Annotated in this window: 23 protein-coding genes; 11 read left to right on the top strand and 12 right to left on the bottom strand. The window is 70.7% G+C overall.

The genetic code is table 11. The features are described 5' to 3' along the window. Positions 1-11 precede the first annotated feature (11 nt). Positions 12-884: a siderophore-interacting protein gene (locus AHOG_RS27680; RefSeq protein ID WP_093943928.1), complete on the top strand. Its 873-nt coding sequence runs from the start codon at positions 12-14 to the stop codon at positions 882-884. A gap of 93 nt (positions 885-977) precedes the next feature. On the opposite strand, the gene AHOG_RS27685 is transcribed toward AHOG_RS27680, so the two are convergent. Further along, the gene (locus AHOG_RS27685; protein WP_093944877.1) at positions 978-1,400 is read right to left on the bottom strand and encodes a VOC family protein; all 423 of its coding nucleotides are present in this window, start codon (positions 1,398-1,400) and stop codon (positions 978-980) included. A gap of 102 nt (positions 1,401-1,502) precedes the next feature. Here AHOG_RS27685 and AHOG_RS27690 point away from each other — a divergent pair, with 102 nt between their 5' ends. From AHOG_RS27690 to AHOG_RS28960, 4 genes are all read left to right on the top strand, one after another. Beyond that, positions 1,503-2,102: a TetR/AcrR family transcriptional regulator gene (locus AHOG_RS27690; RefSeq protein WP_093943929.1), complete on the top strand. Its 600-nt coding sequence runs from the start codon at positions 1,503-1,505 to the stop codon at positions 2,100-2,102. Positions 2,103-2,335: 233 nt separating this feature from the next. Continuing rightward, on the top strand, positions 2,336-3,229 hold the full coding sequence (locus tag AHOG_RS27695; protein WP_093943930.1) for a DUF6802 family protein: 894 nt from the start codon (positions 2,336-2,338) through the stop codon (positions 3,227-3,229). A gap of 307 nt (positions 3,230-3,536) precedes the next feature. Then, positions 3,537-5,357, top strand: coding sequence for a phosphoenolpyruvate carboxykinase (GTP) (locus tag AHOG_RS27700; RefSeq protein ID WP_093943931.1), 1,821 nt, complete (start codon positions 3,537-3,539; stop codon positions 5,355-5,357). 454 nt (positions 5,358-5,811) lie between these two features. Continuing rightward, on the top strand, positions 5,812-5,997 hold the full coding sequence (locus AHOG_RS28960) for a hypothetical protein (protein WP_157737077.1): 186 nt from the start codon (positions 5,812-5,814) through the stop codon (positions 5,995-5,997). A 93-nt stretch (positions 5,998-6,090) separates the two neighbouring features. Here the strand turns inward: AHOG_RS28960 and AHOG_RS27705 are convergent, their stop codons facing one another. After that, positions 6,091-7,005 carry a septum formation family protein gene (locus AHOG_RS27705; protein WP_157737078.1) on the bottom strand — a complete coding sequence of 305 codons (915 nt, stop codon included), beginning with the start codon at positions 7,003-7,005 and terminating at the stop codon, positions 6,091-6,093. A gap of 316 nt (positions 7,006-7,321) precedes the next feature. Further along, positions 7,322-7,483, bottom strand: coding sequence for a hypothetical protein (locus AHOG_RS28965; protein WP_157737079.1), 162 nt, complete (start codon positions 7,481-7,483; stop codon positions 7,322-7,324). A 149-nt stretch (positions 7,484-7,632) separates the two neighbouring features. Between AHOG_RS28965 and AHOG_RS27710 the strand changes: the two genes are divergently transcribed. Then, entirely contained in the window at positions 7,633-8,472 is an 840-nt protein-coding gene (locus tag AHOG_RS27710; RefSeq protein ID WP_311770186.1) for an SDR family NAD(P)-dependent oxidoreductase, read from the top strand. 34 nt (positions 8,473-8,506) lie between these two features. On the opposite strand, the gene AHOG_RS27715 is transcribed toward AHOG_RS27710, so the two are convergent. From AHOG_RS27715 to AHOG_RS27745, 7 genes are all read right to left on the bottom strand, one after another. Further along, positions 8,507-10,156 (bottom strand): AbgT family transporter, encoded by a 1,650-nt coding sequence (locus AHOG_RS27715; RefSeq protein ID WP_157737080.1) that lies wholly within the window; start codon positions 10,154-10,156, stop codon positions 8,507-8,509. A gap of 180 nt (positions 10,157-10,336) precedes the next feature. Beyond that, complete coding sequence (locus tag AHOG_RS27720) at positions 10,337-11,611, bottom strand: M20 family metallopeptidase (protein ID WP_093944879.1); 1,275 nt, start codon at positions 11,609-11,611, stop codon at positions 10,337-10,339. A 343-nt stretch (positions 11,612-11,954) separates the two neighbouring features. Continuing rightward, positions 11,955-12,770 carry an amino acid ABC transporter ATP-binding protein gene (locus AHOG_RS27725; protein ID WP_093943934.1) on the bottom strand — a complete coding sequence of 272 codons (816 nt, stop codon included), beginning with the start codon at positions 12,768-12,770 and terminating at the stop codon, positions 11,955-11,957. Next, positions 12,767-13,597, bottom strand: a complete 831-nt coding sequence (locus AHOG_RS27730; protein WP_093944880.1) for an amino acid ABC transporter permease — start codon at positions 13,595-13,597, stop codon at positions 12,767-12,769. Before AHOG_RS27730 ends, AHOG_RS27725 begins: the two co-directional genes overlap by 4 nt. Before the next feature lie 227 nt (positions 13,598-13,824). After that, the gene (locus AHOG_RS27735; RefSeq protein ID WP_211290727.1) at positions 13,825-14,760 is read right to left on the bottom strand and encodes an ABC transporter substrate-binding protein; all 936 of its coding nucleotides are present in this window, start codon (positions 14,758-14,760) and stop codon (positions 13,825-13,827) included. Positions 14,761-14,855: 95 nt separating this feature from the next. After that, entirely contained in the window at positions 14,856-15,638 is a 783-nt protein-coding gene (locus AHOG_RS27740) for an ABC transporter substrate-binding protein (protein ID WP_157737081.1), read from the bottom strand. A gap of 322 nt (positions 15,639-15,960) precedes the next feature. Continuing rightward, positions 15,961-17,364, bottom strand: a complete 1,404-nt coding sequence (locus tag AHOG_RS27745) for a M20/M25/M40 family metallo-hydrolase (RefSeq protein ID WP_093944882.1) — start codon at positions 17,362-17,364, stop codon at positions 15,961-15,963. 247 nt (positions 17,365-17,611) lie between these two features. On the opposite strand from AHOG_RS27745, the gene AHOG_RS30305 reads away from it, so the two are divergent. The 4 genes from AHOG_RS30305 to AHOG_RS27760 all read left to right on the top strand — a co-directional run bounded on the left by AHOG_RS30305 (position 17,612) and on the right by AHOG_RS27760 (position 21,692). Beyond that, positions 17,612-17,737 (top strand): hypothetical protein, encoded by a 126-nt coding sequence (locus AHOG_RS30305; protein WP_260404346.1) that lies wholly within the window; start codon positions 17,612-17,614, stop codon positions 17,735-17,737. 242 nt (positions 17,738-17,979) lie between these two features. Next, positions 17,980-19,218: a pyruvate dehydrogenase (acetyl-transferring) E1 component subunit alpha gene (gene pdhA / locus AHOG_RS27750; RefSeq protein WP_093943936.1), complete on the top strand. Its 1,239-nt coding sequence runs from the start codon at positions 17,980-17,982 to the stop codon at positions 19,216-19,218. Continuing rightward, entirely contained in the window at positions 19,218-20,294 is a 1,077-nt protein-coding gene (locus AHOG_RS27755; RefSeq protein WP_093943937.1) for an alpha-ketoacid dehydrogenase subunit beta, read from the top strand. Before pdhA ends, AHOG_RS27755 begins: the two co-directional genes overlap by 1 nt. Before the next feature lie 12 nt (positions 20,295-20,306). Further along, on the top strand, positions 20,307-21,692 hold the full coding sequence (locus tag AHOG_RS27760) for a dihydrolipoamide acetyltransferase family protein (protein WP_093943938.1): 1,386 nt from the start codon (positions 20,307-20,309) through the stop codon (positions 21,690-21,692). Positions 21,693-21,749: 57 nt separating this feature from the next. On the opposite strand, the gene AHOG_RS27765 is transcribed toward AHOG_RS27760, so the two are convergent. Beyond that, positions 21,750-22,382 carry an SIMPL domain-containing protein gene (locus tag AHOG_RS27765; protein ID WP_093943939.1) on the bottom strand — a complete coding sequence of 211 codons (633 nt, stop codon included), beginning with the start codon at positions 22,380-22,382 and terminating at the stop codon, positions 21,750-21,752. A gap of 419 nt (positions 22,383-22,801) precedes the next feature. Here AHOG_RS27765 and AHOG_RS29205 point away from each other — a divergent pair, with 419 nt between their 5' ends. Next, positions 22,802-22,957, top strand: a complete 156-nt coding sequence (locus AHOG_RS29205) for a hypothetical protein (RefSeq protein WP_169725915.1) — start codon at positions 22,802-22,804, stop codon at positions 22,955-22,957. 657 nt (positions 22,958-23,614) lie between these two features. On the opposite strand, the gene AHOG_RS27770 is transcribed toward AHOG_RS29205, so the two are convergent. Beyond that, positions 23,615-24,301: an SDR family oxidoreductase gene (locus tag AHOG_RS27770; RefSeq protein WP_093943940.1), complete on the bottom strand. Its 687-nt coding sequence runs from the start codon at positions 24,299-24,301 to the stop codon at positions 23,615-23,617. Positions 24,302-24,467: the final 166 nt, after the last annotated feature.

A 24,467-nucleotide genomic window follows, 5' to 3' on the forward strand; every position in this document is an offset into this window, starting at 1 on the left:
AGAGGGCGTCCATGACAGCACTTCCAGTCCGGCTGATCGAGGTCGTCGGCCGTCGGCGACCGACCCCGATGACCTGCCGCATCACCTTCGGCGGCCCGGACCTCGCCGACTTCGCGTTCATCCCGGACCAGCAGGTGAAACTGTGCTTTCCCCCGACGGGCGCGGCCGTGCCCCGGCTGCCGGCGCCGACGCCGGACGGCGATCCGCTGCCCTGGTACCGGGAGTACCTGGCGATGCCGGAGCATGAGCGTCCCCGGATGCGCGGCTACACCGTTCGCGCGCATCGCGCGGACGAGGGCGTGATCGACGTCGACTTCGCCCTTCGCTCCGACGCCGGGCCCGCGACCCGGTGGGCCCGAGACGCCCGAGTCGGCGACGTCGTCGGCATGGTGGGTCCGTCACCGATCTTCGCCCGGTCCCGTCCCCTCAGCGCGTCGATCGCCGCCGGCGGGCTGCTCCTGCTCGCGGGCGACGAGTCGGCGCTGCCCGGCATCGGCACACTGATCGAGACCCTGCCCGCCCGCACCCGCGCGCTTGCCTTGATCGAGGTCGCCGACCGGGCCGAGGAGCAGCGCTTCGAGACGCACGGCGAGGTGACCGTGCGGTGGCTGCACCGGGGGGAGACCCCACCGGGCACGGGCGGGTCGCTGCTCGACGCGCTGCGCGCCGCCGAGTTCCCGCCGGAGCGGACGGTCGCCTGGCTCGCCGCGGAGGCCGCCGTGGCACGCGGGATGCGCGGACACCTGGTCGCCGAACGTGGCATGGCAGGCTCGGCCGTCGAGTTCGCCGGGTACTGGCGGGCGGGCCGCACACAGGACGACGCGCCCACGGCCGCCGATCTCGCCGACGCCCGAGCGCGCGCGGCCGACGCGCGAACACGATGACCCCGGGCCGATCCGGCGCGACCGCGCACACCGCCTGCCGCTCGCGGCCGGGTTCGACGCCCACGAAACCGCGGACGGACGTGCCGAACGCCGTCAGCTCGGCTGATCGCGGTACTGGGCGCGGAAGGACTCCGACGGCGGGATGGGCGTGATGACGTCGATCAACACCCCGTCCGGCGCCTCGATGATGAAGTGCCGCTGCCCGAACTGCTCGTTGCGCAGCGACAGGATCGGCGCAAGGCCGCCCTCGGTCACCAGCCGATCGTGTTCGGCGTCGACATCGGTGACCTCGAGGTTCAGCAGCACGCCGCGCACCGACTCGCGATGTCCTTCGGGGACGGAGGAGTGCCGGGGGTCGAGGAGCGCCAACTCCTGATGCGGCGCGTCGATTCGACGCAGGCTCACGTACCAGTCCGAGTCGAAGGTCGTCTCGAAGCCGAGCCATCGGGTGTAGAAGGCGTGCGCCGTCGGGATGTCATGGGTGCAGAGGACGGGATAGAAGCTGGTCAGCGCCATGAGATTCACACCTCTCAGATACATACCTTCGGTAGGTATGGTGTTGGAAACTAGTCCCGTACCCTCGGTATGTCAACGGTGTTCCGGCGAAGGGCGGCGACGATGAGTCCCCACGGCAGCAAGGCCCGACAACGGGAGGAGACCCGCCGTCTCCTGATCACCCTCGGCCGCGAGCTGTTCGCCGAGCGCGGCTACCACGCCGTCGGGCTCACCGAGATCGCCGCGGCCGCGGGCCTCACCAAGGGCGCGCTCTATCACCATTTCGGCAGCAAGGCCGGCCTCTTCCACGCGGTGGTCGACGACATCGCGCACGAGGTCGCCTCCGAGGTCTCGACCGTCGCCGATGCCGAGGCGACTCCGTGGGACCGGCTCCGCGCGGGCTGTCGCGCCTTCCTGACCGCGGCCTCCGATCCCGGCAGACGACGCATCCTGCTCGTCGACGGGCCCGCCGTGCTCGGCTGGCACGAGTGGCGTCTGCTCGACGAGGCCACCTCGGCGGCGCAGCTCACCGAAGCACTGGCCACGCTCGTCGAACACGGCGTGATCGAGGCGACGCCCGTCGAACCGCTCGCGCGGCTGCTCTCCGGAGCGATGAACGAGGCGGCGCTGTGGATCGCACGGTCCGACGACCCCGCCCGTGACCTCGCTGCCGCGAACCGGTCATTGGAGCGGCTGCTCAGCGGCCTGCGGGTCGATGACTGAAGACCCGTGTCGGCCCGGTACGACGCCCCGTCGATCGGCGTCGCCGGCCTGGACCGGCGACGCCACCCGTGTCTAGGCTCGCGTCGAACGGCGTCACAGGCGCCGTACCTGCGGCGACGAAAACGACCTGCCGAGGGCGCGGAACCGACCGACCCCCTGTCGAGTCCAACCCGAGAACGTCGACACAGTGCGCGCCAGCGAGCGGTTCGCGGAAACCAGGATGAGGGGACGTTGTGTACATCGAGGACGCGGGCGGCTCAGCCGACACGACAGCGACGACCGACACCGAACTCAAGGTCACCGTGGACGGCGAGGAGTACACCGCCGAGGCCGACTACGACATGAACGGCGACGGCATCAACGACTCGATCGTCATCGAGTCGGACGAGGGGTATGCCGTCTTCACCGATGTCGACGGTGACGGAGACGCCGACCTGCTGGTCAAGCTCGACGAGAACGGCGAGGCGACGTCGGCCGCGGGCTACGACGAGTCGACCGGCGACTGGGTGAGCACCGACCTCGATGACGCGATCGGCGGCACGGGCGTCGACGAGGTCGGTGACCAGCACCAGACCGGTGACGACTCCGACGTGCTGACCGGCGACGGGGCGCCGATGATCGTCGAGACGCCGCACGGTCCCGTCGAGGCGGGCCCGCCCACCGAGGACCTCGACGGCGACGGCGTGCCCGACACCGCGACGATCGTGGGCGAGGACGGCACGATCCTGGTGGTCAGCGACGTGAACGGCGACGGAGAGGCCGACCTGATCGCCGAGTTCCGTGCCGACGGCACGGTGGTCGTCTCCGAACACACGGGCGACGGCGAATGGATCGTCACCGAGTCCGGCCGGATCGACTCCCAGGGCGACTTCGTACCGGACCCCGGCTTCGGGCCGGGCGACGGAGCGGGGCCCGGGGTCGGCGAGGAGGCCGGCGGCAGGGGCGGCTCCTTCTCCTCGGCGGTCTCCGACGATGCGGCCTGGGCGGACGACGCCTGGGCCGACGACGCGGACGAGGCCGAGACGAACGTCGCGGCCGCGCGCTCCTACGACGTCTCCGCCGCCTTCGGCCGCCCCGACTCCGCGGACGCGGGGCCGGACGCCGACGCGCAGGCGGCGTGGGGCTGAGCCGCCACTCGCCCCGAAAGACCCCGTATCCCGATGTCGGGATACGGGGTCTTTCATATTTCTGCATTGTTCCCACACACGTGACCCACTGGAGTGCTGAATCGATAACCTGATCGGTCGTGTGAGCGATGTGACAGCGTTCTCGTAGAGCGGTGTTGGTCACGAGCGCTAGCCTCGACGACATCCCTTTTTCCCACGCCCGTCGATCGCATCGGGCGGACCGAGCCATTCCCGCTGAATGGTGACGTCACCCCGGCGCCGACGAGGCGACTCCCCTAGGGCCGCCGCCCAGTCAGGAGACGAGACGATGACCGCATTGGCGATCCCCGGCCTCGATCACGCACCGACCACCCACGAGAGGCTGCTCTCGTGGGTGCACGAGGTAGCCGAGCTGACCAGCCCCGACGAGGTGGTGTGGTGCGACGGCACGCAGCAGGAATGGGATCGCCTGACCGGGCGACTCGTCGACGCCGGAACGTTCGTCCCGCTGCCGAGGCGGCCGAACTCGTTCTGGTGCGCCTCCGATCCGGACGACGTCGCGCGGGTGGAGGAGCGGACCTTCATCTGCTCTCGGGACGAGGCCGACGCGGGGGCCACGAACAACTGGCGGGATCCCGCCGAGATGAAGTCCGTGATGACCGATCTGTACCGCGGCTCGATGCGCGGTCGGACAATGTACGTCATCCCGTTCTGCATGGGGCCGTTGGACGCCGACAAACCCATGTTCGGGGTGGAGATCACCGACTCGGAATACGTGGTCGTCTCCATGCACATCATGACCAGGGTGGGTCGCCGAGTAATCGACCGGATGGGTTCGGACGCCGATTTCGTTCCTTGTCTGCATTCCGTCGGCGCGCCGCTGGACGAGGGCGTCGAGGATGTGCCGTGGCCGTGTAACGAGACCAAGTACATCACCCATTTCCCGGAGGAGAAGACGATCTGGAGCTTCGGTTCCGGCTACGGCGGCAACGCGCTGCTGGGAAAGAAGTGCTACTCGCTGCGGATCGCCTCGTCCCTGGCCAGGGAGGAGGGCTGGCTTGCCGAGCACATGTTGATCCTCAAGCTCACGTCCCCGACCGACAAGGTGCACTACGTGGCGGCCGCCTTCCCCTCCGCCTGCGGGAAGACGAACCTCGCCATGCTCGAGCCGACCATTCCCGGGTGGCGAGTGGAGACCCTCGGCGACGACATCGCGTGGATGCGGTTCGGCAAGGACGGCAGGCTGTACGCCGTCAATCCGGAGAACGGCTTCTTCGGGGTGGCGCCGGGCACCAACTGGAAGACCAACCCCAACGCGATGCGGACCCTGGAACGGGGCAACTCCATCTTCACCAACGTGGCCAGGACCGCGGACGGCGACGTCTGGTGGGAGGGGATGGAGGGCTCCCCGGAGAACCTGACCTCGTGGAAGCGACAGGACTGGACGCCTGCCGACGGCGAGGCGGGTGAACCGGCCGCGCACCCCAACTCGCGGTACTGCACTCCGATGAACCAGTGTCCGGTGCTCGCCCCCGAGTGGGACGATCCGCAGGGCGTCCCGATCTCGGCGATCCTGTTCGGCGGCAGGCGGGCCACCACCGTTCCGCTGGTGGCGCAGGCACGGGACTGGCAGCACGGCGTGTTCCTCGGCGCCACGCTGTCGAGTGAGAAGACCGCGGCGGCGACCGGCGCGGTCGGGCAGGTACGGCGCGACCCGATGGCCATGCTGCCCTTCATCGGCTACAACGCGGGCGACTACTTCCAGCACTGGGTCGATCTCGGCAAGCAGGCCGACGCCGGCGCCCTGCCGTCGATCTTCTACGTGAACTGGTTCCGCCGCGGCGAGGACGGCCGGTTCCTGTGGCCCGGATTCGGCGAGAACTCCCGCGTGCTCAAGTGGATCGTCGAGCGGCTCGACGGAGACGCGACGGCGGCCGAGACCGCCGTGGGTCTGGTCCCCGGCGCCGACGCCCTCGATCTGAGCGGCCTGGACGTGCGGCAGGCGGACGTCGAGGCGGCGCTGGCCGTCGACGCCGAGGAGTGGCGAGCCGAGCTGCCGCTGATCGAGGAGTGGTTCGACACCATCGGGCCCGCGCTGCCGAGCACGATGCGCGACGAGCTGGCCGCGCTGCGGCAGCGGCTCGGCTGAGCGACGGGCGGGGCGGGCGACGGGCGATCCAGCGCCGTCCGCCCCGGCTCGGCCGACTCGATCCCGTGCCACCAGGCGCCGACGGCGGCCATGCCGGGGGCGGGGCACGGTCGCCGTCCGTGGCGCCAGGCTCGAGCCCGGCGACTCGGACAGGCCGGGGGCGGCCTCCCCGCGAACCGGCCGCCGGACCGACGTCTTCTCCGGCGTGGGGGGGCGGGTGGCCCTGCGCGACGGCGTGTCCGTCCGAACACGCGGCACCGGGAGACACCCACCGCTCGCCGACGCCGGAGCCGACGGCGATTCCCCGCGTCGCCGCGGCGACCACCCGTCCTCGCGTCGAGGGGGCATCCCACCGAAACGGAGCAGCCTCTCGACACGCGGTCTCCTCCTGGGAACCCGCCCCACCCCCCGCGCGTCCTAGTAACGTAGATCACATCTGGGAGACCGGGGGTGGATGACGATGTATGCGGGAATCGCGATGACGGCGCTGGCGACGGGGGCGGTGCTGCTGACCGTGCTCACCGGTTCGCTGCGTCCGCACGCTGAGAGCGCGGAGCGGCTCGACGAGGAATCGGAGGCGCGGACGACGGCGGACGACGGCTCGCTCGAGGCCGCACAACGGGTTCGCCTGACGCCGTGACGAGCGGCGAGACGATGATCTGACCGCTCCGACGAGAGACGAGATCGGCGGGCTCAGCCCGCCTGAGGACCTGCCGGAGTGGCCCGGAGGAGATCACTCCGGCAGCGGACGGTCCCCGATGCCCAGCAGCCGTCCGCCGACCTCCTCGACCGTCGACACGTAACAGACGACCGTGTTCGCGCCGCGCCGCCAGTCGGCAGGCTCGGGAACCCGCCAGCTCAGCGCGATGTCGTCCCGCCGGTCGCCACCCAGATACGCCGCCCGAGCCTGTTCACAGTGCGGCGCGGCGATCTCCTCGATCTCCTCTGCGCCGGGCATCGGATCGTTCGGACCGCCCGGCAGCGGCAGCACGCCGGGCAGCGCCTCGGCGCGATGCGGCTCGTCGCAGGGGACGTAGCGCAGCTCGTCGGTCTCGGCCGCGGAGTCGGGCAGGCAGGCCTGGAAGTCGTAGAACGGCTCGCCGACCAGCGCGTCGCGTACCGATCCCGTGCGGCTGACGGGCACCAGGTCGGAGCCCAGCTCGGCGAGGCCGCAGACCAGCCACCGTTCGTCCTTGGCCCAGCCGTCCTGCGAGGGCCACACCGTCCAGGGGTGCAGCCGCGTCGCGTCGATGTCGCCGCTGCCCACATAGTCGGCCACCGGCTCGGCGCACTCCTGCGTCGTCAGCCGCAGCATCTCGTCGTCCTCCGGCCGCATCCGGGGGAGGTCGGCGGACAGTTCGCCGACCGCGGCGATCTCCATCGTGTGCGGCTCCGCGCAGTCGACGGGACGGAAGTCGGCCAGCACCATGCAGTCGCCCGCGGCGGGCAGCCCGTCCGCGGGCACGACGCCGGGGCCGCCGGTCTCGCCGTCGGCGATCTCGGGTTCGGCGGAGGGCGGCAGCTCGACGCGGGACGGCGGAACGATCCGCGATCCGTCGTCCGTCGGCTCGTCGGGCGACTGAGTGCAGGCGCCGAGGAGCACGGCGGCGGCCGATACCACGCCGATCATCGACAAGCGTCGCGACACGGCCTTCGCCTCCCGGTCTTCACTGTCCCCATTCGACACGGTACCGAGCGACATCCCGGCGAGGCTCACGCCCTCGTCGATCGATGCCGGATCGCCGCCCGGCCGGACCCCGATACGGGTGGTGCCACCGCCATGCCGCCGCCTGCCCTTTACGAGGCCCGGGACCGCCCGAAGGGCGTCGTCGGCCGGAATCGACGCGACACTCCGCCCGGTGCGGCCGGGCGGCACGGGCCACCGGCCGCACGGTTCACCGGCGACACGGCTCGGCGGCGGTGGACGGAGGTCCTCGGACCGGCCGCGGGCCTCCCCGACCGCGCTACCGCCCGAGGCCGTGCAGGAACGTCGCGATCGACTCGGCCGCCGTCCGCAGCCAGGACAACAGGCACAGCACCAGTCCCGACGCCCAGTCCGGGTCCACGAGCACCGCGTACGCCCCGAGAGCGATCAGGAGCAACGGCACCAGCTTGTTGATCTTCACGGCTTATTGTTCATGCAGGACCGTGACGGAAGGATCGAGGACCCGGGCGGCGGCGATGTCGTCGTTCTTCGCCAGACCGCCCGACGTCGCGGGTGGTCCAGACGCCATCCACCGTCGACGACGAGGGAGAGACACCGCTCATGCGACCGATGAACGAACAGACGATGCTCATCACCGGGGCGACCGACGGGCTGGGCAGGCGGTTGGCCGAGCGGCTCGCCGCCGCGGGTGCCCGAGTCGTCATGCACGGCAGGGACGCCCGGCGCATCGCGCGCGCCCACGATGAGGTCGTCGCCGCCACCGGCAACGAGAAGACGGAGACGGTGCTGGCGGATCTCGCGAGCCTGGCGGCGGTGGACTCGTTGGCGACCGAGCTCGAACGGCGGTTCTCCCGACTGGACGTCCTGGTCAACAACGCGGGCATCGGCGCGGGCCCGGACATCGAGACCCGGCAGGAGAGCCCGGACGGCATCGAACTGCGCTTCGCGGTGAACTATCTCGCAGGCGCCCACCTGAGCCGCAGGCTGATACCGCTGATCACGCGCTCGGCGCCTGCCCGCATCGTCAACATCGCCTCGGCGGGGCAGTCCGCGATCGACTTCGATGACCCGCTGATCACCGATGCCTACAGCGGCGTCCGCGCCTACCGGCAGAGCAAGCTCGCTCAGGTCATGCTCACCCTCGACCTGGCCGAGGAGCTGCGCGAGCGGGGCGTCACCGTCAACGCGATCCATCCGGCGACGTTCATGAACACCACGATGGTCCGGGACTGGAACGTCACCCCGGTCAGCACCGTCGAGGAGGGCGTCGAGGCGACGATGCGGCTGATCGGCGACGAGCGGTTCGGGCAGCTCAGCGGCTGTTACGTCAACACGACCCGGGAGGATCGTGCCGACCCGCAGGCCTACGATCTCGAAGCGCGACGCAGGCTGCGCGCCCTGTCCGAGGACCTGATCGCACGGGCGCTGCACCCTCGCGCCGCAGGCTGAGGGCACCGGCACGGGCACGGTCGGGGCCGGGCGATCAGTCCGCCAGATGAACGCCCATCCCCGGCCCCAGCGGCAGGTCGAAGAAGTAGAAGATCGTGAGGATGCCTGCCCAGAACACCCAGAACGGCACCACGAACGGCAGCATCTTCGCGATCAGGGTCCCCAGGCCCGCGTTGGGCTGGTAACGCCGGACGAAGGTCAGCAGCACGATCATGTACGGGTTGAGCGGCGTGATCACCTGCGTGGCGGAGTCGCCGACGCGGAAGGCGGCCTGCGTGAACCCGGGTTCGAAGCCGATCAGCAGGAACATCGGCACGAACACGCTCGCCATCAACGTCCACAGGCTCGACCCGGAGATGATGAACAGGTTCAGCAGCGAGGCCAGCACCATGAAGCCGAAGACCGCCGGATACCCGGTGAGGCCGATGCCCTCCAACAGGGTCGCGCCCGAGACCGCGAGCCAGGCGCCGATGTTGGTCCACGCGAACAGGGCGATGAACTGGCCGAGCACGAACGCCAGCACGATGAAGCCGGACAGGTCCTTGAGCGCCCGCCCCATCAGCAACGGCACGTCCGCGCCCCGCCGGATCGCGCCCACGACCATCCCGTAGGCGAGGGCGGGCACGAAGAACGCGAGGAACACCAGGGTGGTGACCGAGCCCAGCAGCGGCGAGGAGGGCAGGTATCCGCCGTCCTCGTTGCGCAGCGGCGAACCGGGGACCGACGCCAGTGTGAGGACCGCGGCGGTCAGCACGAGCAAAGTGCCGCCCGCCCACCGCAGGCCGCGACGTTCCAGGTCCGAGACCTCGGCGGTCAGTTCACCCGCGCCGGACGTTCGGGACTCGTCCAACTCCTCGGCCGCCTCCACGGTGCGCGGTGCCGACGCGGGGCCGGGCGTCGCGGCGGGAGCCGGGGCCGCCGCGGCGCCGACCTCCTCGCGGGGGAAGTTCGAACGTTCCAGCCCCGGCTCGACCACCTTGGCGATGACGACGCCCGCGATCAGACTCAGCACGATCGCCGAGACGAGGTTGAAGAAGTAGTTCGACACCGGATTGACCTCGGTGCCCGCGAACGGCAGCGTGGCCGCCACCGCGTTGGTGATGCCGGAGAACAAGGCGTCCAGGCTGGTGACCAGCATCGACGTCGAGTAGCCCGCGCCCGCCGCCGCGAAGCCGCCCAGCAGCCCCGCCACCGGATGCCTGCCCGCCGCCGTGAAGACCATCGCCGCGAGCGGCGGGATGATGATGAACGCGCTGTCGGACATGATGCTGCCGGTGACGCCGATGAAGCCCAGTGCGTAGGGCAGGAGCCGCTTCGGCGCGTTGCCGAAGGCCAGCCTGATCAGGGCCGCCAGCAGACCCGTCCGCTCCGCGAGGCCGACGCCGAGCATGATGGTGACCACCGTCTGCAAGGGCGGGAACTCGATGAAGTTCGCGGCCAGGCCGGTGAACATGAACTCGACGCCCTCACCGGTGAAGGCACCCCGGATCGGCGTCGGCTCCGCCTCGCCGGGGATGAGGATCGAGACGTCGAGGCCCGCCATCACCGTCGACACGACGGCGACGACGAGGGTGAGCAACACGAAGAGGATGAACGGCTCCGGCAGCCGATTGCCTGCCCGTTCGATCCAGTCCAGCACTCGATCGAGCCGATTGCCCTTGGCCGAGGTCGCGGTGTCGGTCACCGTGGCCACCTCCTGCGCTGCGCTGTGGGGGCTGTCTGATGGCGAGCCGCCGAGCCGTCCGGTTCGCCGACTCAGTGGTCGAACAGGTGCCCGGCGCGGCTCGCGACGGGTCCGACGACTGCCGAGGCTGTCGAACCGCCAGGCCGTCGCGGCGTGAACCGTCGAGGAGGTGAGCGGAGATCAGTCGAAGTACGCGGGCACGTCGATCGCACCGCCCGCCGCCGCGAACTCGGCGTGCACGGCGGCACGCAGTTCGGCGTCGGCGAGGTAGTCCGCAGCCGTCAGCGCCAGTCCGAGCGCGCCGTCGAGCACCGCCTGATCCCCGGCCGTGCTGCCCGCGGCGGCGGCGAAGTCGGTGGTGTGCAGCGCGCCGGTCGGCCCGGACACCGCGATCATCGGATGGATGGCGGGCATCCGGAAGCTGAGGTTGCCCAGGTCGGTGGAGCCGGTGAGGAAGTCGGGCACCACACCGGGCGGCAGCGGTCTGCGCCCGCACGGCTCCTGGTTGACCGCCCAGCGGCCGGCCAGCGTGGCGTTGTGTCGGATCGGCAGGTAGGGCAGCTGGGTGTCCCAGCGCAGTTCGACGCCGCAGCCCGTGAGCTCGGCGGCGCCCTCGGCGATCCGCTCCAGCCGGGCGGCCAGGTCGCGCAGCGTCTCGGGCTCGGCGGAGCGCAGATAGAACAGCACGGCGGCCCGGTCGGGCACGATGTTGGGGCGCGCGCCGCCGTCGGTGAAGACGCCGTGCACCCGGTCCCCCGGCGGGATGTGCTGCCGCAGCGCGGCGACGCCCTGGTAGGCGGCGACGGCGGCGTCCACGGCGTTGCGCCCCATGAAGGGCTGCGCCGAGGCGTGCGCGGCGACCCCGTGGAAGATCATCTCCAGCTGACGCCTGCCCAGGAACGGATGCATGGCGAGGTCGTGGGTGAAGGGATGCAGCATGATCACGGCGTCGACGTCGTCGAACACGCCCTGCCTGGCCAGGATCTCCTTGCCGCCGCCGCCCTCCTCGGCGGGCGTGCCGATCAGCGAGACCCGGCCGCCGAGCGTGCCGATCGCCGAGGCGGCGCCGAGGAAGCCGCCCACGCCCGCGGCACAGATGACGTTGTGGCCGCAGCCGTGCCCGATGCCGGGCAGCGCGTCGTACTCGGCGAGCACCGCCACGTGCGGGCCGTCGCCGGAGCCGCCGGTGGCCAGCAGCGCCGTGTCCAGTCCGCCGACGCCGACCTCGGCCCGATGGCCGTGGGCGGCGAGCAGGTCGGCGACCGCGCGCACCGAACGATGCTCGACGAACCCCTCCTCGGGGTGGGCGTGCAGGTCCCGGCTCAACGCCACCAGGTCCGGGCCCGCCTGCGTCGAGGCCGTCGTGATCGCCGCGCGGACACTCTCGGCGACTCCGCCATGCGCCGAGCCGAGCGGTTCGGCCGCCGCGACCGCGCGGGCGGTGGCGGCGGTCATCGATCGCAGATAGGCCGCGTCTGGCGTGGTGGGCCGGGTCGGGTCGACGTCATCGGGGGTGCTCACGGCCGGCACCCTAACTCGAAAGGAGCAGCCTGCGAAGGGCTCGCGAACCGCGACCAGGACGTTTGACACGCAAGTAGACCGGTCGCCCACAGAGTGGGAGACGGAGGTCGGGGGCCTGAGCGGGAAGATCGGCGCGGAACGGCCGAACAGCGCACGGCGGCCGAGGCGCGGGCGGGCGAGAAGAACCGGCCCGAATTCACTCCAGCGAGTGTGGTGCCGGCTCCGCCCGGCAGCGCAGGCACCACACTCGCCCGCCCGGATGCGCGGGAGCGGGACCTCAGATCGCCGGGTCGCGCGGACCGTGGTGCGTCGGGTCCAGCACCCGCGCCAGGAACTCCCGCGTGCGGGTCTCCCTCGGCGCGCCGATGACCTGCGCGGGATCGCCCTGCTCGACGACGACGCCGCCGTCCATGAACAGCACCGTGTCGGCGACCTCACGGGCGAACTGCATCTCGTGGGTGACCACGAGCATGGTCATCCCCTCCTCGGCCAGGCCGCGCATCACGCCGAGGACGTCGCCGACCAGCTCCGGGTCCAGCGCCGAGGTGGGCTCGTCGAAGAGCATCACGTCCGGATTCATCGACAACGCCCTGGCGATCGCGGCACGCTGCTGCTGGCCGCCGGAGAGCTGGGCGGGCATCGCCGAGGCCTTGTCCGAGAGGCCGACGCGGTCGAGGTTGGCGCGGGCGATCTTCTCGGCCTCGGCCTTGTCGCGGCGAAGGACCTTGCGCTGGGCGACGGTCAGGTTCTCCAGCACCGAGAGGTGTGCGAACAGGTTGAACTGCTGGAACACCATGCCGATGCCGGTCCGCGCCGCGTCGATGTCGCAGTCGGGGTCGGTCAGCTCCGTGCCGTTGACGACGATGCGCCCGCCGCTGGGCTGCTCCAACAGGTTCACGCAGCGCAGCAGCGTCGACTTCCCGGAGCCGGACGGCCCGATGACGCAGACCACCTCGCCCCGCCGGACGTTCAGGTCGACGCCCTTGAGCACCTGAAGGTCGCCGAAGGACTTGTGCAGGTCGCCGACCTCGATCACCGGCGCCGCACGATCGGCGGCGGGTCCCGAGGTGGCATCGCTCTCGGGCTTCGTCATGTCGCTGCCCCTCCGGTCCGCGTCCTGCTGATCTTCCCTGGTTTCCTGGCGGCTCCCTTGCCGAATCGTTTCTCCAGGCCTCGGGAGACGAACGACAGCGGGATGGTGATGATCAGATAACACAGCCCGACCACCAGCACCGGGGTCATGCTCTGGTTGGTGTTCAGCGCCTCGCGGCCGAACTGGGCCAACTCCTGCTGGGCCAGCGTGCTGCCGAGGAAGAAGGCCAGCGAGGAGTCCTTGGTGAGCAGGATCAGCTCGTTGGTCAGCGGCGGCAGGATGATGCGGAACGCCTGCGGGATGACCACCGTGATCATCGTCCGGGTGGGCGACATGCCCAGCGATCGGGCCGCCTCGATCTGTCCCTTCGGCACCGCCTGGATGCCTGCGCGGATGGTCTCGGCGATGTAGGCGGCGCCGACCAGGCCGAGGGCCACCATGATCTGGACGTTGCGGTCGAGCCGGGTGTCGAAGGCGTACGGGATGCCGACGCCGACGGCGAGGAAGACCAGCATCGCGGGCAGACCGCGGAAGAACTCGATGTAGATGCCCGCGATCCAGCGGTAGGGCCCCACCGAGGAGAGCCGCATCAACGCCAGCACCAGGCCGAGTCCGAGACCGAGCGCGAAGCCGAGCACCGTGTAGAAGATGGTGTTGCCCAGCGCGACGGTGATCACGGTCGGGAACAGGTTGGCGGCCACCTCCATGTTGAAGAAGGCCCGCCGGATCTGACCCCAGTCGGCCGCCAGTACCAGGGCGACGACGGCTGCGATCAAGACCAGATACTGCACGCCGCGGAACAGTCTGGCCCGCTGCCGCTTGCTCATCCGGCGTCGCGGCTGCCCGCCCGGCGTCTCTCCGCCCACCGGCCGAGGCGGCGCCGTCGGGGGATCGCCCCCGACGCCCCGGCCTGCCGTCTTGTTTCCCGCCATGGTCTCTCGTGCTCCTGTGAGGTGTGCTGCGAAGGTCGATGCGGCAGGCACGACGTCGGCTGCCGTTGGCGAATGCGAGGGGCCGGCGCGCTGTGCACGCCGGCCCCGTCAGGTCTGCTCGATCAGTCGCCCGAGGTCTCGGTCGGCTCCGGCTCGGACTCCTCGGCGTCGGTGTCCTCGGCCTCGGCGTCGTCACCCTCGGCGTCGTCACCCTCGGCGTCCTCGGTCTCCTCGGCGTCAGCGGGGGCCGCGGGCGCCGTACCGAACCACTTCTCGTAGATCTCGTCGTACCGGCCGTCCTCACGGGCGGCGGCCAGGACCTCGTTGATCCGCTCCCGCAGCGCGTCGTTGCCGGTGCGCACCGCGACGCCGTACTGCTCGCCGGTGGCGAACTCCGCGACGACCTCGACGTCGGGGTTGTCGCTCGCGAAGTCGTAGAGGACGCCGTTGTCGTTGATGCCCGCGTCGACGTCGCCGTTCTGCACGGCGGCGGTCAGCAGCGCAAGGTCCTCATAGGTGACGAGGTCGGCGTCGGTGAGGTTCTCGTTCGCCCAGGACTGACCGGTGGTGCCGGTCTGCACCGCGACCCGCAGGCCGTCGAGGTCGGACTCGCCCGCGATGCCGGAGTCCGCCGCCACCAGCAGGGCCTGGGTCGCGTCGAAGTACGGGTCGCTGAAGTCGATGTTCTCTTCGCGCGTCGGGGTGATGGTCATGCCCGCCGCGGCCACGTCGCACTTGCCGGTGTCCAGGTCGGCACCCGACTGGATCGTGTCGAACGGGGTGTCGACGATCGCCTGGTCGAGGCCGAGGTCCTCGGCCACCAGGTCCACCAGGTCGACGTCGAAGCCGACGACCTCGTCGCCCTCCCGGAACTGGAACGGCTGGTAGGGCAGGTGGGTGCAGGTCGTCAGCGTGCCCTCGGCGACCAGCTCGATGCCGTCGACGGTGGTGCCCTGACCGGCGCCCTCGCTGTCGCCACCGCAGGCCGCCAGGGTCAGCGCCAGAGCGGGCGCGAGCGCGACGGCCGGGTGGAAGATCCTTCTACTACGCCGTTCCAATGTCCTGATCCTTCGGTTCCGGTGAGCGGGGGCGAGATGGGCACCGTAGCCGGTGTCCGTGGAGACGCCGTCGAGGACGGCCCTGACCTGCGAGATCACCACTGATTCGGCGTGACGCCGAACCACTTCAGATGAATCTCTTCATACCTGCCGTCGGTGCGAGCCTCTTCGAGCACCCGGTTCACGACGTCCAGGAGCTCGGTGTTGCCCTTGCGGACCGCGAGCCCGTACTGCTCGCCGGTGTCGAACTCGGCGACGACCTCGGTGTCGCGGTAGACCTCGGCGAACTCGTGCAGCGGCCCGTTGTCGGAGACCACGCCGTCGGTCTCGTCGGAGCGCAGGCTCTGCGTCAACGCGCTGAGATTGCTGTAGTAGACGAGCTCGATCGGGTCACCGTGCTCGGCGTTGTACTGCTCGACGAACTCGGCTCCGGTGGTGCCCGTCTGAATGGCCAGGCGCATGCCGTGCATCCCGTCCAGGCCCCGGACGGGCGATGCGCGCTCCACCAGCAGTGCCTGGGCGGCGTTGAAATAGGGATAGGCGAAGTCGATCACCTCGCCCCTCGGCCCGGTGATCGTCATCGCCGCCGCGGCGATGTCGCATTCCCCCGCGTCGAGCGCCTCGCCGTTCTGGATTCCCTCGAAGGGCATGTCGACGATCGCCTGTTCGACGCCCAGCTCGTCGGCGATCAGGTCGACGATGTCGACGTCGAAGCCGACCACCTCGCCACCCTCCTCGTACTGGAAGGGCTGGTACGGCAGGTGCGTACAGGTCAACAGCCTGCCCTCGGAGACGAGGTCGACGTCGGGGACGACCCGTTCCTCGGTCGGCTCGGCGGCATCCGTGGTCGATCCGCACGCGGCAAGTCCGAGGGACACGGCCAGTGTGCAGGCCGCGACCACCATGGCCCGCGGTCGAGTCCGCTGCACCAAAACGTCGCCCTCCGATCACTATCCGTATCGAACGGAAGGCATCATTCCACTACTGGGCGAAATTGAATGTAACCATTGGATTAAGGGACCGAACCATCCGTAGAGATGTGACGCATGTGGGTGCAATTGATCCGCCAGGTGGACTAGGGCGTTCGCGCCTCACCGGGTCCAGCCGAATTCGGTGATCCCTTCCCGGAGTCCGCCACGTCCGACACCCGCCGCCGACTCACCTGCGGTGACACCTCGGTCACCGCAGGCGAGCGGTTCCTCAATCCCGCCGGGCGTGCGCGTCCAGCACCACGGCCACCGCCGCAGTGATCTTCGCCGCATAGTCCAGCTGGAGCGACTCGTCCGGTACGTGCGCGTTGCTGCCCGGACCGAGCGCTCCGGTCACCACGAACTGCGCCGAGGGATAGGCCGCGTGCAGCAGCCCCATGAAGGGGATCGAGCCGCCGATGCCCATCGTCCGCCACGGCGCGGCGAACACCTCGTCGCTCGCCGTCGCCAACGCGCTCGCCAGCCACGGCGCCACCTCGGGGGCGTTCCAGCCGGGGGCGCACTCGCTGCGCTCCAGCTCCACGCGGGCTCCGTACGGCACGTCCGAGGTCAGCGCCGTGCGCAGCGCCGCCAGCGCGGCCTCCGGGTCGGCCGTCGGCGGCAGGCGGAAGCTCAGCGCCAGGGTCGTCGACGGCCGCAGGACGTTGCCCGCCTCGTCGGGATCCGGCAGACCGGCCGCCCCGATCACCGACAACGTCGGCCGCCAGGTGTTGTTCAACGCCTGCTCCACCGGGTCGTCGACGATCGGCCGGACGTCGGCGGGCATCGGGATGCCGTCGGAGACCAGGTTCGGCACCGCCTCGATCGCCTCCCGGACCTCCTCGACACGGTTCGCGGGCACCTCGACGGACAGCTCCGGCAGCAGCAGCCGTCCGGTCTCGGCGTCCTCGATCCGGTCCAGCAGCACCCGCAGGACTCGGAAGGAGCTGGGCACGACCCCGCCGGCCATGCCCGAGTGCTGGCCCGCGTCGAGCACCGTCACCCGCACCCGCAGCTGCGCCATCCCCCGCAGCGAGGTCGTCAGCCATATGCGCCGGTAGTCGCCCGCGCCCGAGTCGAGACAGACCACCAGGCTGACCTCGCCGAGCTCCTCGCTCAGCTCCGCGAGGTAGGCGGGCAGATCGGGCGAGCCGGACTCCTCGCCGGTCTCCAGCAGGATGACCGCCCTCGCGTGGGCGCCGCCGGTGGCCCGCAGCGCCTCCACGGCCGTCGTCGCCGCATAGGCCGCGTAGCCGTCGTCGGCGGCGCCGCGCCCGTAGAGCCTGCCGTCCTTGACGACCGGCGTCCACGGGCCGAGGCCCTCCGACCAGCCGCCGACGGGCGGCTGCTTGTCGAGATGTCCGTACAACAGGACGGTCCCGGCGTCCTCGGCACCCGAGGTCGCGGGGACGTCCACCACCAGTAACGGGGTCCGACCGGGCAGCCGCAGGACCCGAGTGGTCGCCCCCGCCAGTCCCCGGTCGGCGATCCAGGTCTCGACATGCGCGATCGCCGCGTCCAGGTGTCCGGAGGCGGCCCAGTCCGGATCGAAGGCTGGTGAGAGGGCCGGGATCTCGACCAGCCGCTCCAGGCTCGGCTGGACCGCCGAGTCCCACTGTCGTTGCACCGTCGTCATCAGGTCTTCGTGCGTCACGCCCGCATCCTGTCATCGGATCGCCCGACCATCGGCCGATGCGGGGCGGACGGGGTCGGGGCGCGGGGCAGGACGTAGCGGGTCCGCGCGGGTGCGGCGTGCGCTTGGGGGCGCGGCGGCGGGCCGCCGAGAAGGACACCAGCGGCGGGATCGCTGAGAGAGGCCCCTGCGGCAAGCCACGAGGAAGCCCCGGCGGGGAACCGCCCGAGGCGCCGGAAGCAGCCGCACGATGAGCCGACGGACGCCGCCGCGCATCGGTCGGCTCGGCATCCGATCGACGCAGGCAGGCACCCGCCTGATCATCCTCGCGAACGCGATCGCCGTTCACGCCCACGAGATCGGTGACCACAGGTGACCGACGAACACGGTGTGTCGCCGAACGTGCAGCTAGGGACGGTCCCCACCACAAACCCGGAGCATCTTTAGCAACCATCGATACTCTTGCGCGCCCAGCGGCCGTGCAAGTATTGCTGGAGCGAACCGTCAGTGCCGACGGTCGATGTCGCAGTCCCAAAGGACGGTGGCGGCGCCCGGCGGTGCGTCCGCGTTCCGTCATCACAAGTGGTGAGCGCGGGCCTCAAGACTGAGGAGACAGGCATGTCGTCGCCCGAATACTGGACCAAGCCTTGGCCGAGTTCCTCGGCCGACATACCGCCGCCATCGGAGAGCGCCCCGGCCGCCGTGGCGGCTCGACCCACGGCGGAGCAGGTGATCGCTGGACTGCGCGCCACCTCGGAAGGTGGCCCCGACCTGGTGCAGCTCCTCACCCCCGAAGGTGAGCGAGTCGCGCACCCGCACTTCGACCTCGACATCACTCCCGAAGGCCTGCGTGACCTCTACCGGGACATGGTCCTGGTCCGACGCGCCGACCGCGAGTGCAACGCCCTCCAGCGCCAGGGACAGCTCGGCATCTGGGTGCCGCTCCTCGGTCAGGAGGCAGCGCAGATCGGCGCGGGCCGCGCGATGCGCCCCACCGACATGGCGTTTCCCAGTTACCGGGAACACGGGGTCGCCTGGTGCCGAGGCATCGATCCGACGGAGCTGCTGGGCATCTTCCGCGGCACCGATCACGGCACGTGGGACCCGCTGGAGAAGCGGTTCCACCCCTACACCATCGTCATCGGCAACCAGGTCCTCAACGCGACCGGCTACGCGATGGGGCAGCGGCTCGACGGCAAGGTCGGCGACGACCATCAGGACGACGAGGCGACCATCGTCTTCTTCGGTGACGGCGCCACCAGCCAGGGCGACGTGAACGAGGCGTTCGTCTGGGGCGCGGTGTACGACGCGCCCGTCGTCTTCTTCTGTCAGAACAACCAGTGGGCGATCTCCGAGCCGATGGAACGGCAGAGCCGCATCCCGCTGTATCAGCGGGCGAACGGCTTCGGCTTCCCCGGCATCCGGGTGGACGGCAACGACGTGCTCGCCACGCTCGCGGTCACCCGCTGGGCGTTGGAGGAGTGTCGCAGCGGCAACGGCCCCGTCCTCATCGAGGCCTTCACCTATCGGATGGACGCCCACACGACGTCGGACGACCCCACTCGCTACCGCCTCTCCGACGAGCTCGAGGCGTGGAAGCTGAAGGACCCCATCGAGCGGGTCCGGGTGCATCTGGTGCGCGGTCAGTTCGCCGACGCGGACTTCTTCGCCCACGTGGACGCCGAGTCCGACGCCCTCGCCGAACGACTCCGCGCGTACTGCGTCGACATGCCCACCCCGCCCGCCGAGCGGATCTTCTCGAACGTCTACGCCGAGAGCAGTCCGCCGTTGGATCGGCAGCGCGACGAGTTCCTCACCTACCTGGCCGACTTCGATCACTCGGGGGGTGCGCACTGATGGCCGAGACGAGATCCCGGACGACGGCACAGGGCACCGACACGGCGGGCGACGGGTCCACGCGACAGGCGGCGGGCGCGGCAGGCGGCCCTGCGGGCACGACGCAGAAGGTGACCATCGCCAAGGCCCTCAACCTGGGCCTGCGCGCGGCGATGGAACGGGACCCCAAGGTCGTGCTGCTCGGTGAGGACATCGGCAAGCTCGGCGGCGTCTTCCGCATCACCGACGGGCTCCAGAAGGACTTCGGCGAACAGCGGGTGATGGACACCCCGCTGGCCGAGTCGGGCATCATCGGCACGGCGATCGGTCTGGCCATCCGAGGTTATCGACCGGTCTGCGAGATCCAGTTCGACGGCTTCATCTTCCCCGGCTTCGACCAGATCGTGAGCCAGCTGGCCAAGCTGCACTTCCGCACCCAGGGCCGGATCAAGGTGCCCGTGGTGATCCGAGTGCCCTTCGGCGGCGGCATCGGCGCGGTGGAGCACCACTCGGAGTCGCCGGAGTCCTACTTCGCCCACACCGCGGGCCTGAAGGTCGTGGCCTGCGGCGATCCGGTGGACGCCTACTGGATGATCCAGCAGGCCATCGCCTCCGATGACCCGGTCCTGTTCTTCGAACCGAAGCGGCGCTACCAGGAGAAGGCGGAACTCGACACGAGTGCGACGCCCTTCCCGCTGCATGCCTCGCGGGTGCTTCAGCAGGGGTCGGACGCCACCGTCGTCTGTTATGGGCCGATGGTGCGCACCTGCACCGACGCGGTCCGGGTCGCGGCGGAGGACGGGCATCGACTGGAGCTGATCGACCTGCGGTCGCTGTCGCCGTTGGATCTGGCCCCCGTCTTCGAGTCGGTGCGTCGCACCGGCAGGCTGATCGTGGTCAGCGAGGCACCGGGCGAGTCCTCGATCGCGGCGGAGATCGCCGCCCAGGTGCAGCAGGAGTGCTTCTACTCGCTGGAGGCTCCCGTGCTGCGTGTCACGGGCTTCGACACTCCCTACCCGCCCGCCAAGTTGGAGGAGGAGTTCCTCCCCGATCTGGATCGGGTGCTGGATGCCGTCGAACGTTCGCTGCGCTGGTAGGGGGAGGCCGCAATGCCACGACTGAAGCACTTCCCGCTGCCGGACACCGGCGAGGGACTCACCGAAGCGGAGATCATCACCTGGCACGTCGCCGCGGGCGACACGGTGACGGTCAACCAGATCATCGTCGAGATCGAGACGGCGAAGGCCGTGGTCGAGCTGCCCTGCCCGTTCGCGGGGCAGGTGTCGCAACTGCTGGTCGAGGTCGGCGAGACCGTCGAGGTCGGCGTGCCGATCATCGCCATCGACGTCGATCCGCACGGCTCGGCGGACGGGGAATCGACAGACGAGCAGGCCGTCAACGGCGCGAAGCCCGCCGAGGCGGAGGGCCGGGTGTCGAACCTGGTCGGATACGGGCCTCGTACCGGGGCGGCGACGCGCAGGCCCCGCAAGAAGTCCGGTGCCTCGGCACCGCAGGCGGCACCGCCCGCGCCCGTTCCCCAGCCGGTGGCGGCCGTGCCCGCCACACCCGCCCCCAAGCCTGCGGCTCCGGCGGCGATGCCTGCGGGCGGTGCGCAGCCTCGCACCACCGGACGGGTGCCGCTCGCCAAGCCCCCGGTGCGCAAACTCGCCAAGGACGCGGGCATCGACCTCCGCACCATCGTCGGCAGCGGCGCGAACGGCGTGATCACCCGCGAGGACGTCACCGGCGCCGTCGCGGCGGCAGCGGTTCCGGCCACGCCGACGCGGGGGCAGCCTGCCCGCGAGGAGCGGGTGCCGATCCGCGGCGTGCGACGTGCCACCGCCCAGGCCATGGTGCAGAGCGCCTTCACCGCGCCGCACGTCACGGAGTTCCTCACCGTCGACGTCACGCCGATGATGGAGCTGCGGGCCAGACTGAAGACGCATCCGGAGTTCCAGGGCGTGAAGATCACGCCGTTGGCCTTCGCCGCGAAGGCGCTGTGTCTCGCGGTGCGTCGGACGCCGGACGTCAACGCGACCTGGGACGAGCAGGCAGGCGAGATCGTCTACAAGTCCTACGTGCACCTGGGCATCGCCGCGGCCACCCCGCGTGGGCTGGTCGTGCCGAAGGTGCGTGAGGCGCAGGACATGTCGCTGCGTGAGCTGGCCGAGGCGCTGGACGCGCTGGCCACGACCGCGCGGGAGGGTCGCACCACCCCGGCGGACATGGTCGACGGCACCATCACCATCACCAACGTCGGGGTGTTCGGCGTCGACACCGGGACGCCCATCCTGAATCCGGGCGAGTCGGCGATCCTGGCGCTGGGCGCCATTCGCGACATGCCGTGGGTGGTCGACGGCCAGGTCGTGCCGCGCAAGGTGTGTCAGCTGGCGTTGAGCTTCGATCACCGGGTGGTCGACGGCCAGCAGGGCTCGCGGTTCCTCGCCGACATCGGGGCGCTGCTCGCCGATCCCGGCCTGGCGATGACCTACTGAACCGGGCCCCGTCCTCCCGCCGCCGCGCGCCGGGAGGACGGGGCCCGTCGGCGGCGTCTAGTCCGTCAGCGTCCAGTGCGTCACGCAGCGGACGGTGCTCACGATGTCCTGTGGTTCGAGGTTGAGTCGACGGACGTCCGCGGCGGTGCTCCGACCCGCGGGCGCGATGCCCGCGGCCTCCGCTCCGCCGTAGGCGCCGCGTGCGGCCGAGCCGCTCGCCTCCGCGTCGCTGATCCGCAGCAGCGGTCCGAGCGACCGGCCGAGTGCGTCGGCGTATCCGACGGCCTTGGATCTCGCGTCGTCGACGGCGGCGCGCTGCGCGGCGTTGCGGGCCGCCGTGTCGTCCCGCAACGACCAGGTGGGTCCGTCCAGCCGCTCCGGTTCGGCGGCCAGCAGCACCCCGGCGAGGTCGGCCAGCACCTCGGGGTCGGTCACCTCCAGGTTGTAATGCTGCTCGGCCCGGCAGCCGACCTGCCGCTGTCGCTGCCAGTCGGCATGGACTCCGAGTCGCCGAGACCGCACCACCACGCCCGCGCGGTCCAGCAGCGGCTCGACGCCGTCCACTCGCTCGCCCAGCAGTGCCACCGCCTCGGCACGCGTCCTGGCCGTACTGCTGAACGTCACCCGCAGCATCGCCTGATCGGCCCGCGCCGTGGCCCTGCCCGTCCCCTGTGTCACGACTTCGGTCACGCGGCCCAGCCAACCCCGTGAATCCTCCGGTGGCAAGGAGCCCAGGCCGCCGCACCGTCCTGGGCACCGTGTCCGCCGACCTACGCGGCGCGGCTGTGCCGATCCGAAGGTGCGAGCCGCCGACCGGGCGGGCGCCGATCGGCAGGCGACCGCTCGCCGAGGATTCGCCGGCCGGGGCCATGTTGCGGATTCGTGATCGGCCGTACCGATTCAGTAGGCGCCCCGGTGGCGGGCACGTGTCCGGAAGATGACGGGTGGCTATTTCCAGTTCCATCGCATCGGCGGCCTCAAGCGTTAGCCACCGGACAATCATCGGCGTGTGCCGCTCCTCACCGGACAATCGGGTGCAATCTCGCGATCAATGGGGCATACTTGAGTCGTACCGAGAAGTCAAGAATAACGAAGGTGATGGACACCCGATGAATCTCGCCGCCCGCCTGCGTCTCCGTAGGAACAGCAGCACCCGCCCTCGGACGAACAAGGCCCTCCAGGAGGCGATCGACTCGGCATCGAGCCCGGCGCTTCGTGACGAGCTGCTGATCATCGCTCAGCGTCACAACCTGTTGAACCGCTGAGCCGACAGGCACCGCACCGGCAGTCACGGTGTCGCGCGTCACATCCAGACAGGGTGTAACACGTTTGGATGTACCGACGATGAACCAAGTGACCCTGCGGTGCTGGCGGACCCCCGACCTGGCAGCACTGCGGGGTTTTCCAATTCCAAAGCCCGAAGCCTCACCCATGTGGGTGAGGCTTCTCGCGTCTCTGGCCGTCGCTCCGTAACCGGCGAGTCCAGCGATCGGCCGCCCGTTCCGCCCCGGCACCGCCCGGCGGCCCTTGGCGACGACCTCACAGCGTGACCACCACCGAGCCGCGCAGGCGGTGCATCGCAGATCATCCGCGATGTCCACGTGGACGTGCCCGGTCGAGATCCTCATCCCGGCCCCCGCTGTCGGTCGTCCGACAGCACCGCACCACGGCTCGACGCGCCTCCGCTCGTTGGCCTGCCCGCCACGCACACCTGAGCCGCGCCCCGCACCGACAGCGGAGAGGCAGCGCGCATCGAGGCGGACGAGGCCGTCAGGTCCCGACACCGGGGCGTCTGCTCATGCCCATACCGGCGATGCCGCGGACCGAGCACACCGGCCGTCCCCGTGGCTCCTCCGCTTCGACGCACCCCGCGTCAGCTCCGGAGAAACCGACGACGACCGCCGAATGCCCGCCGAAGGCGGCTACGAACGCGGCCGCAGGACGATCTCGTTGAGCTGACCGTCGGCGGGGAGTCGTACGGCCGTCGCGACCACGTCGGCGACCGTCTGCGGGCGCAGATAGCGCTCCGGCTCGAAGTCGCCGCCCTCGGCGGCCCGGACCGCCCGCTGCATGTCCGTGGCGACCCGGCCCGGATGCACCGAGGTCACCCGGACTCCCGCGTCGGCCTCCTCCGCCCGCAGCACGTCGGCGAAGGCACGCAGGGCGAACTTGCCGGCCGCGTACGAACCCCAGCCCGGGTTCGCTCGCAGGCCTGCGCCGGAGTTGACGAGCACGACGTGGCCTCGTGCGGACCGCAGCGCGGGCAGGAGCAGACGGGTCAGCTCGGCGACGGCGATCACGTTGACGTCGAAGGTACGACGCCACGAGTCGGCGGACGTCTCCGCGATCGAGCCGAGCTCGACGATCCCCGCGCTGTGCACCAGGACGTCCAACGAGGCGATGTCGGCGACGGCCTCGGCCACGGCTGCCCCGTCGGTCAGCTCCACGATCCAGGGATCGGCGGTGGGCAGCTCCTCGACGAGCGGAAGGAGCCGCTGCCGATCGCGGCCGCCCAACAACAGATCGTGCGTCGGCGCCAGCGCCCTGGCCACGGCGGCCCCCACCCCTCGGGAGGCGCCGGTGACCAGGGCAAGAGGTCGTGAAGTCATGCGCGCGAGCCTAGACCGCACGGGCCCGCGTTCCCGGCTCCGCCGCACGGCCGAGGCGGATGTCGGAGGCCCGCCTGCGGCGGCGGCGACTTCTCAGACCGGCGACGGCGCCGGGCAGGGACGCGTCACCGGGCGACGGGGGCGTCGTACAGCGTTCGACGAGCCC

Origin of the sequence: Actinoalloteichus hoggarensis, assembly GCF_002234535.1 — a bacterium.
Taxonomy (GTDB): domain Bacteria; phylum Actinomycetota; class Actinomycetes; order Mycobacteriales; family Pseudonocardiaceae; genus Actinoalloteichus_A; species Actinoalloteichus_A hoggarensis.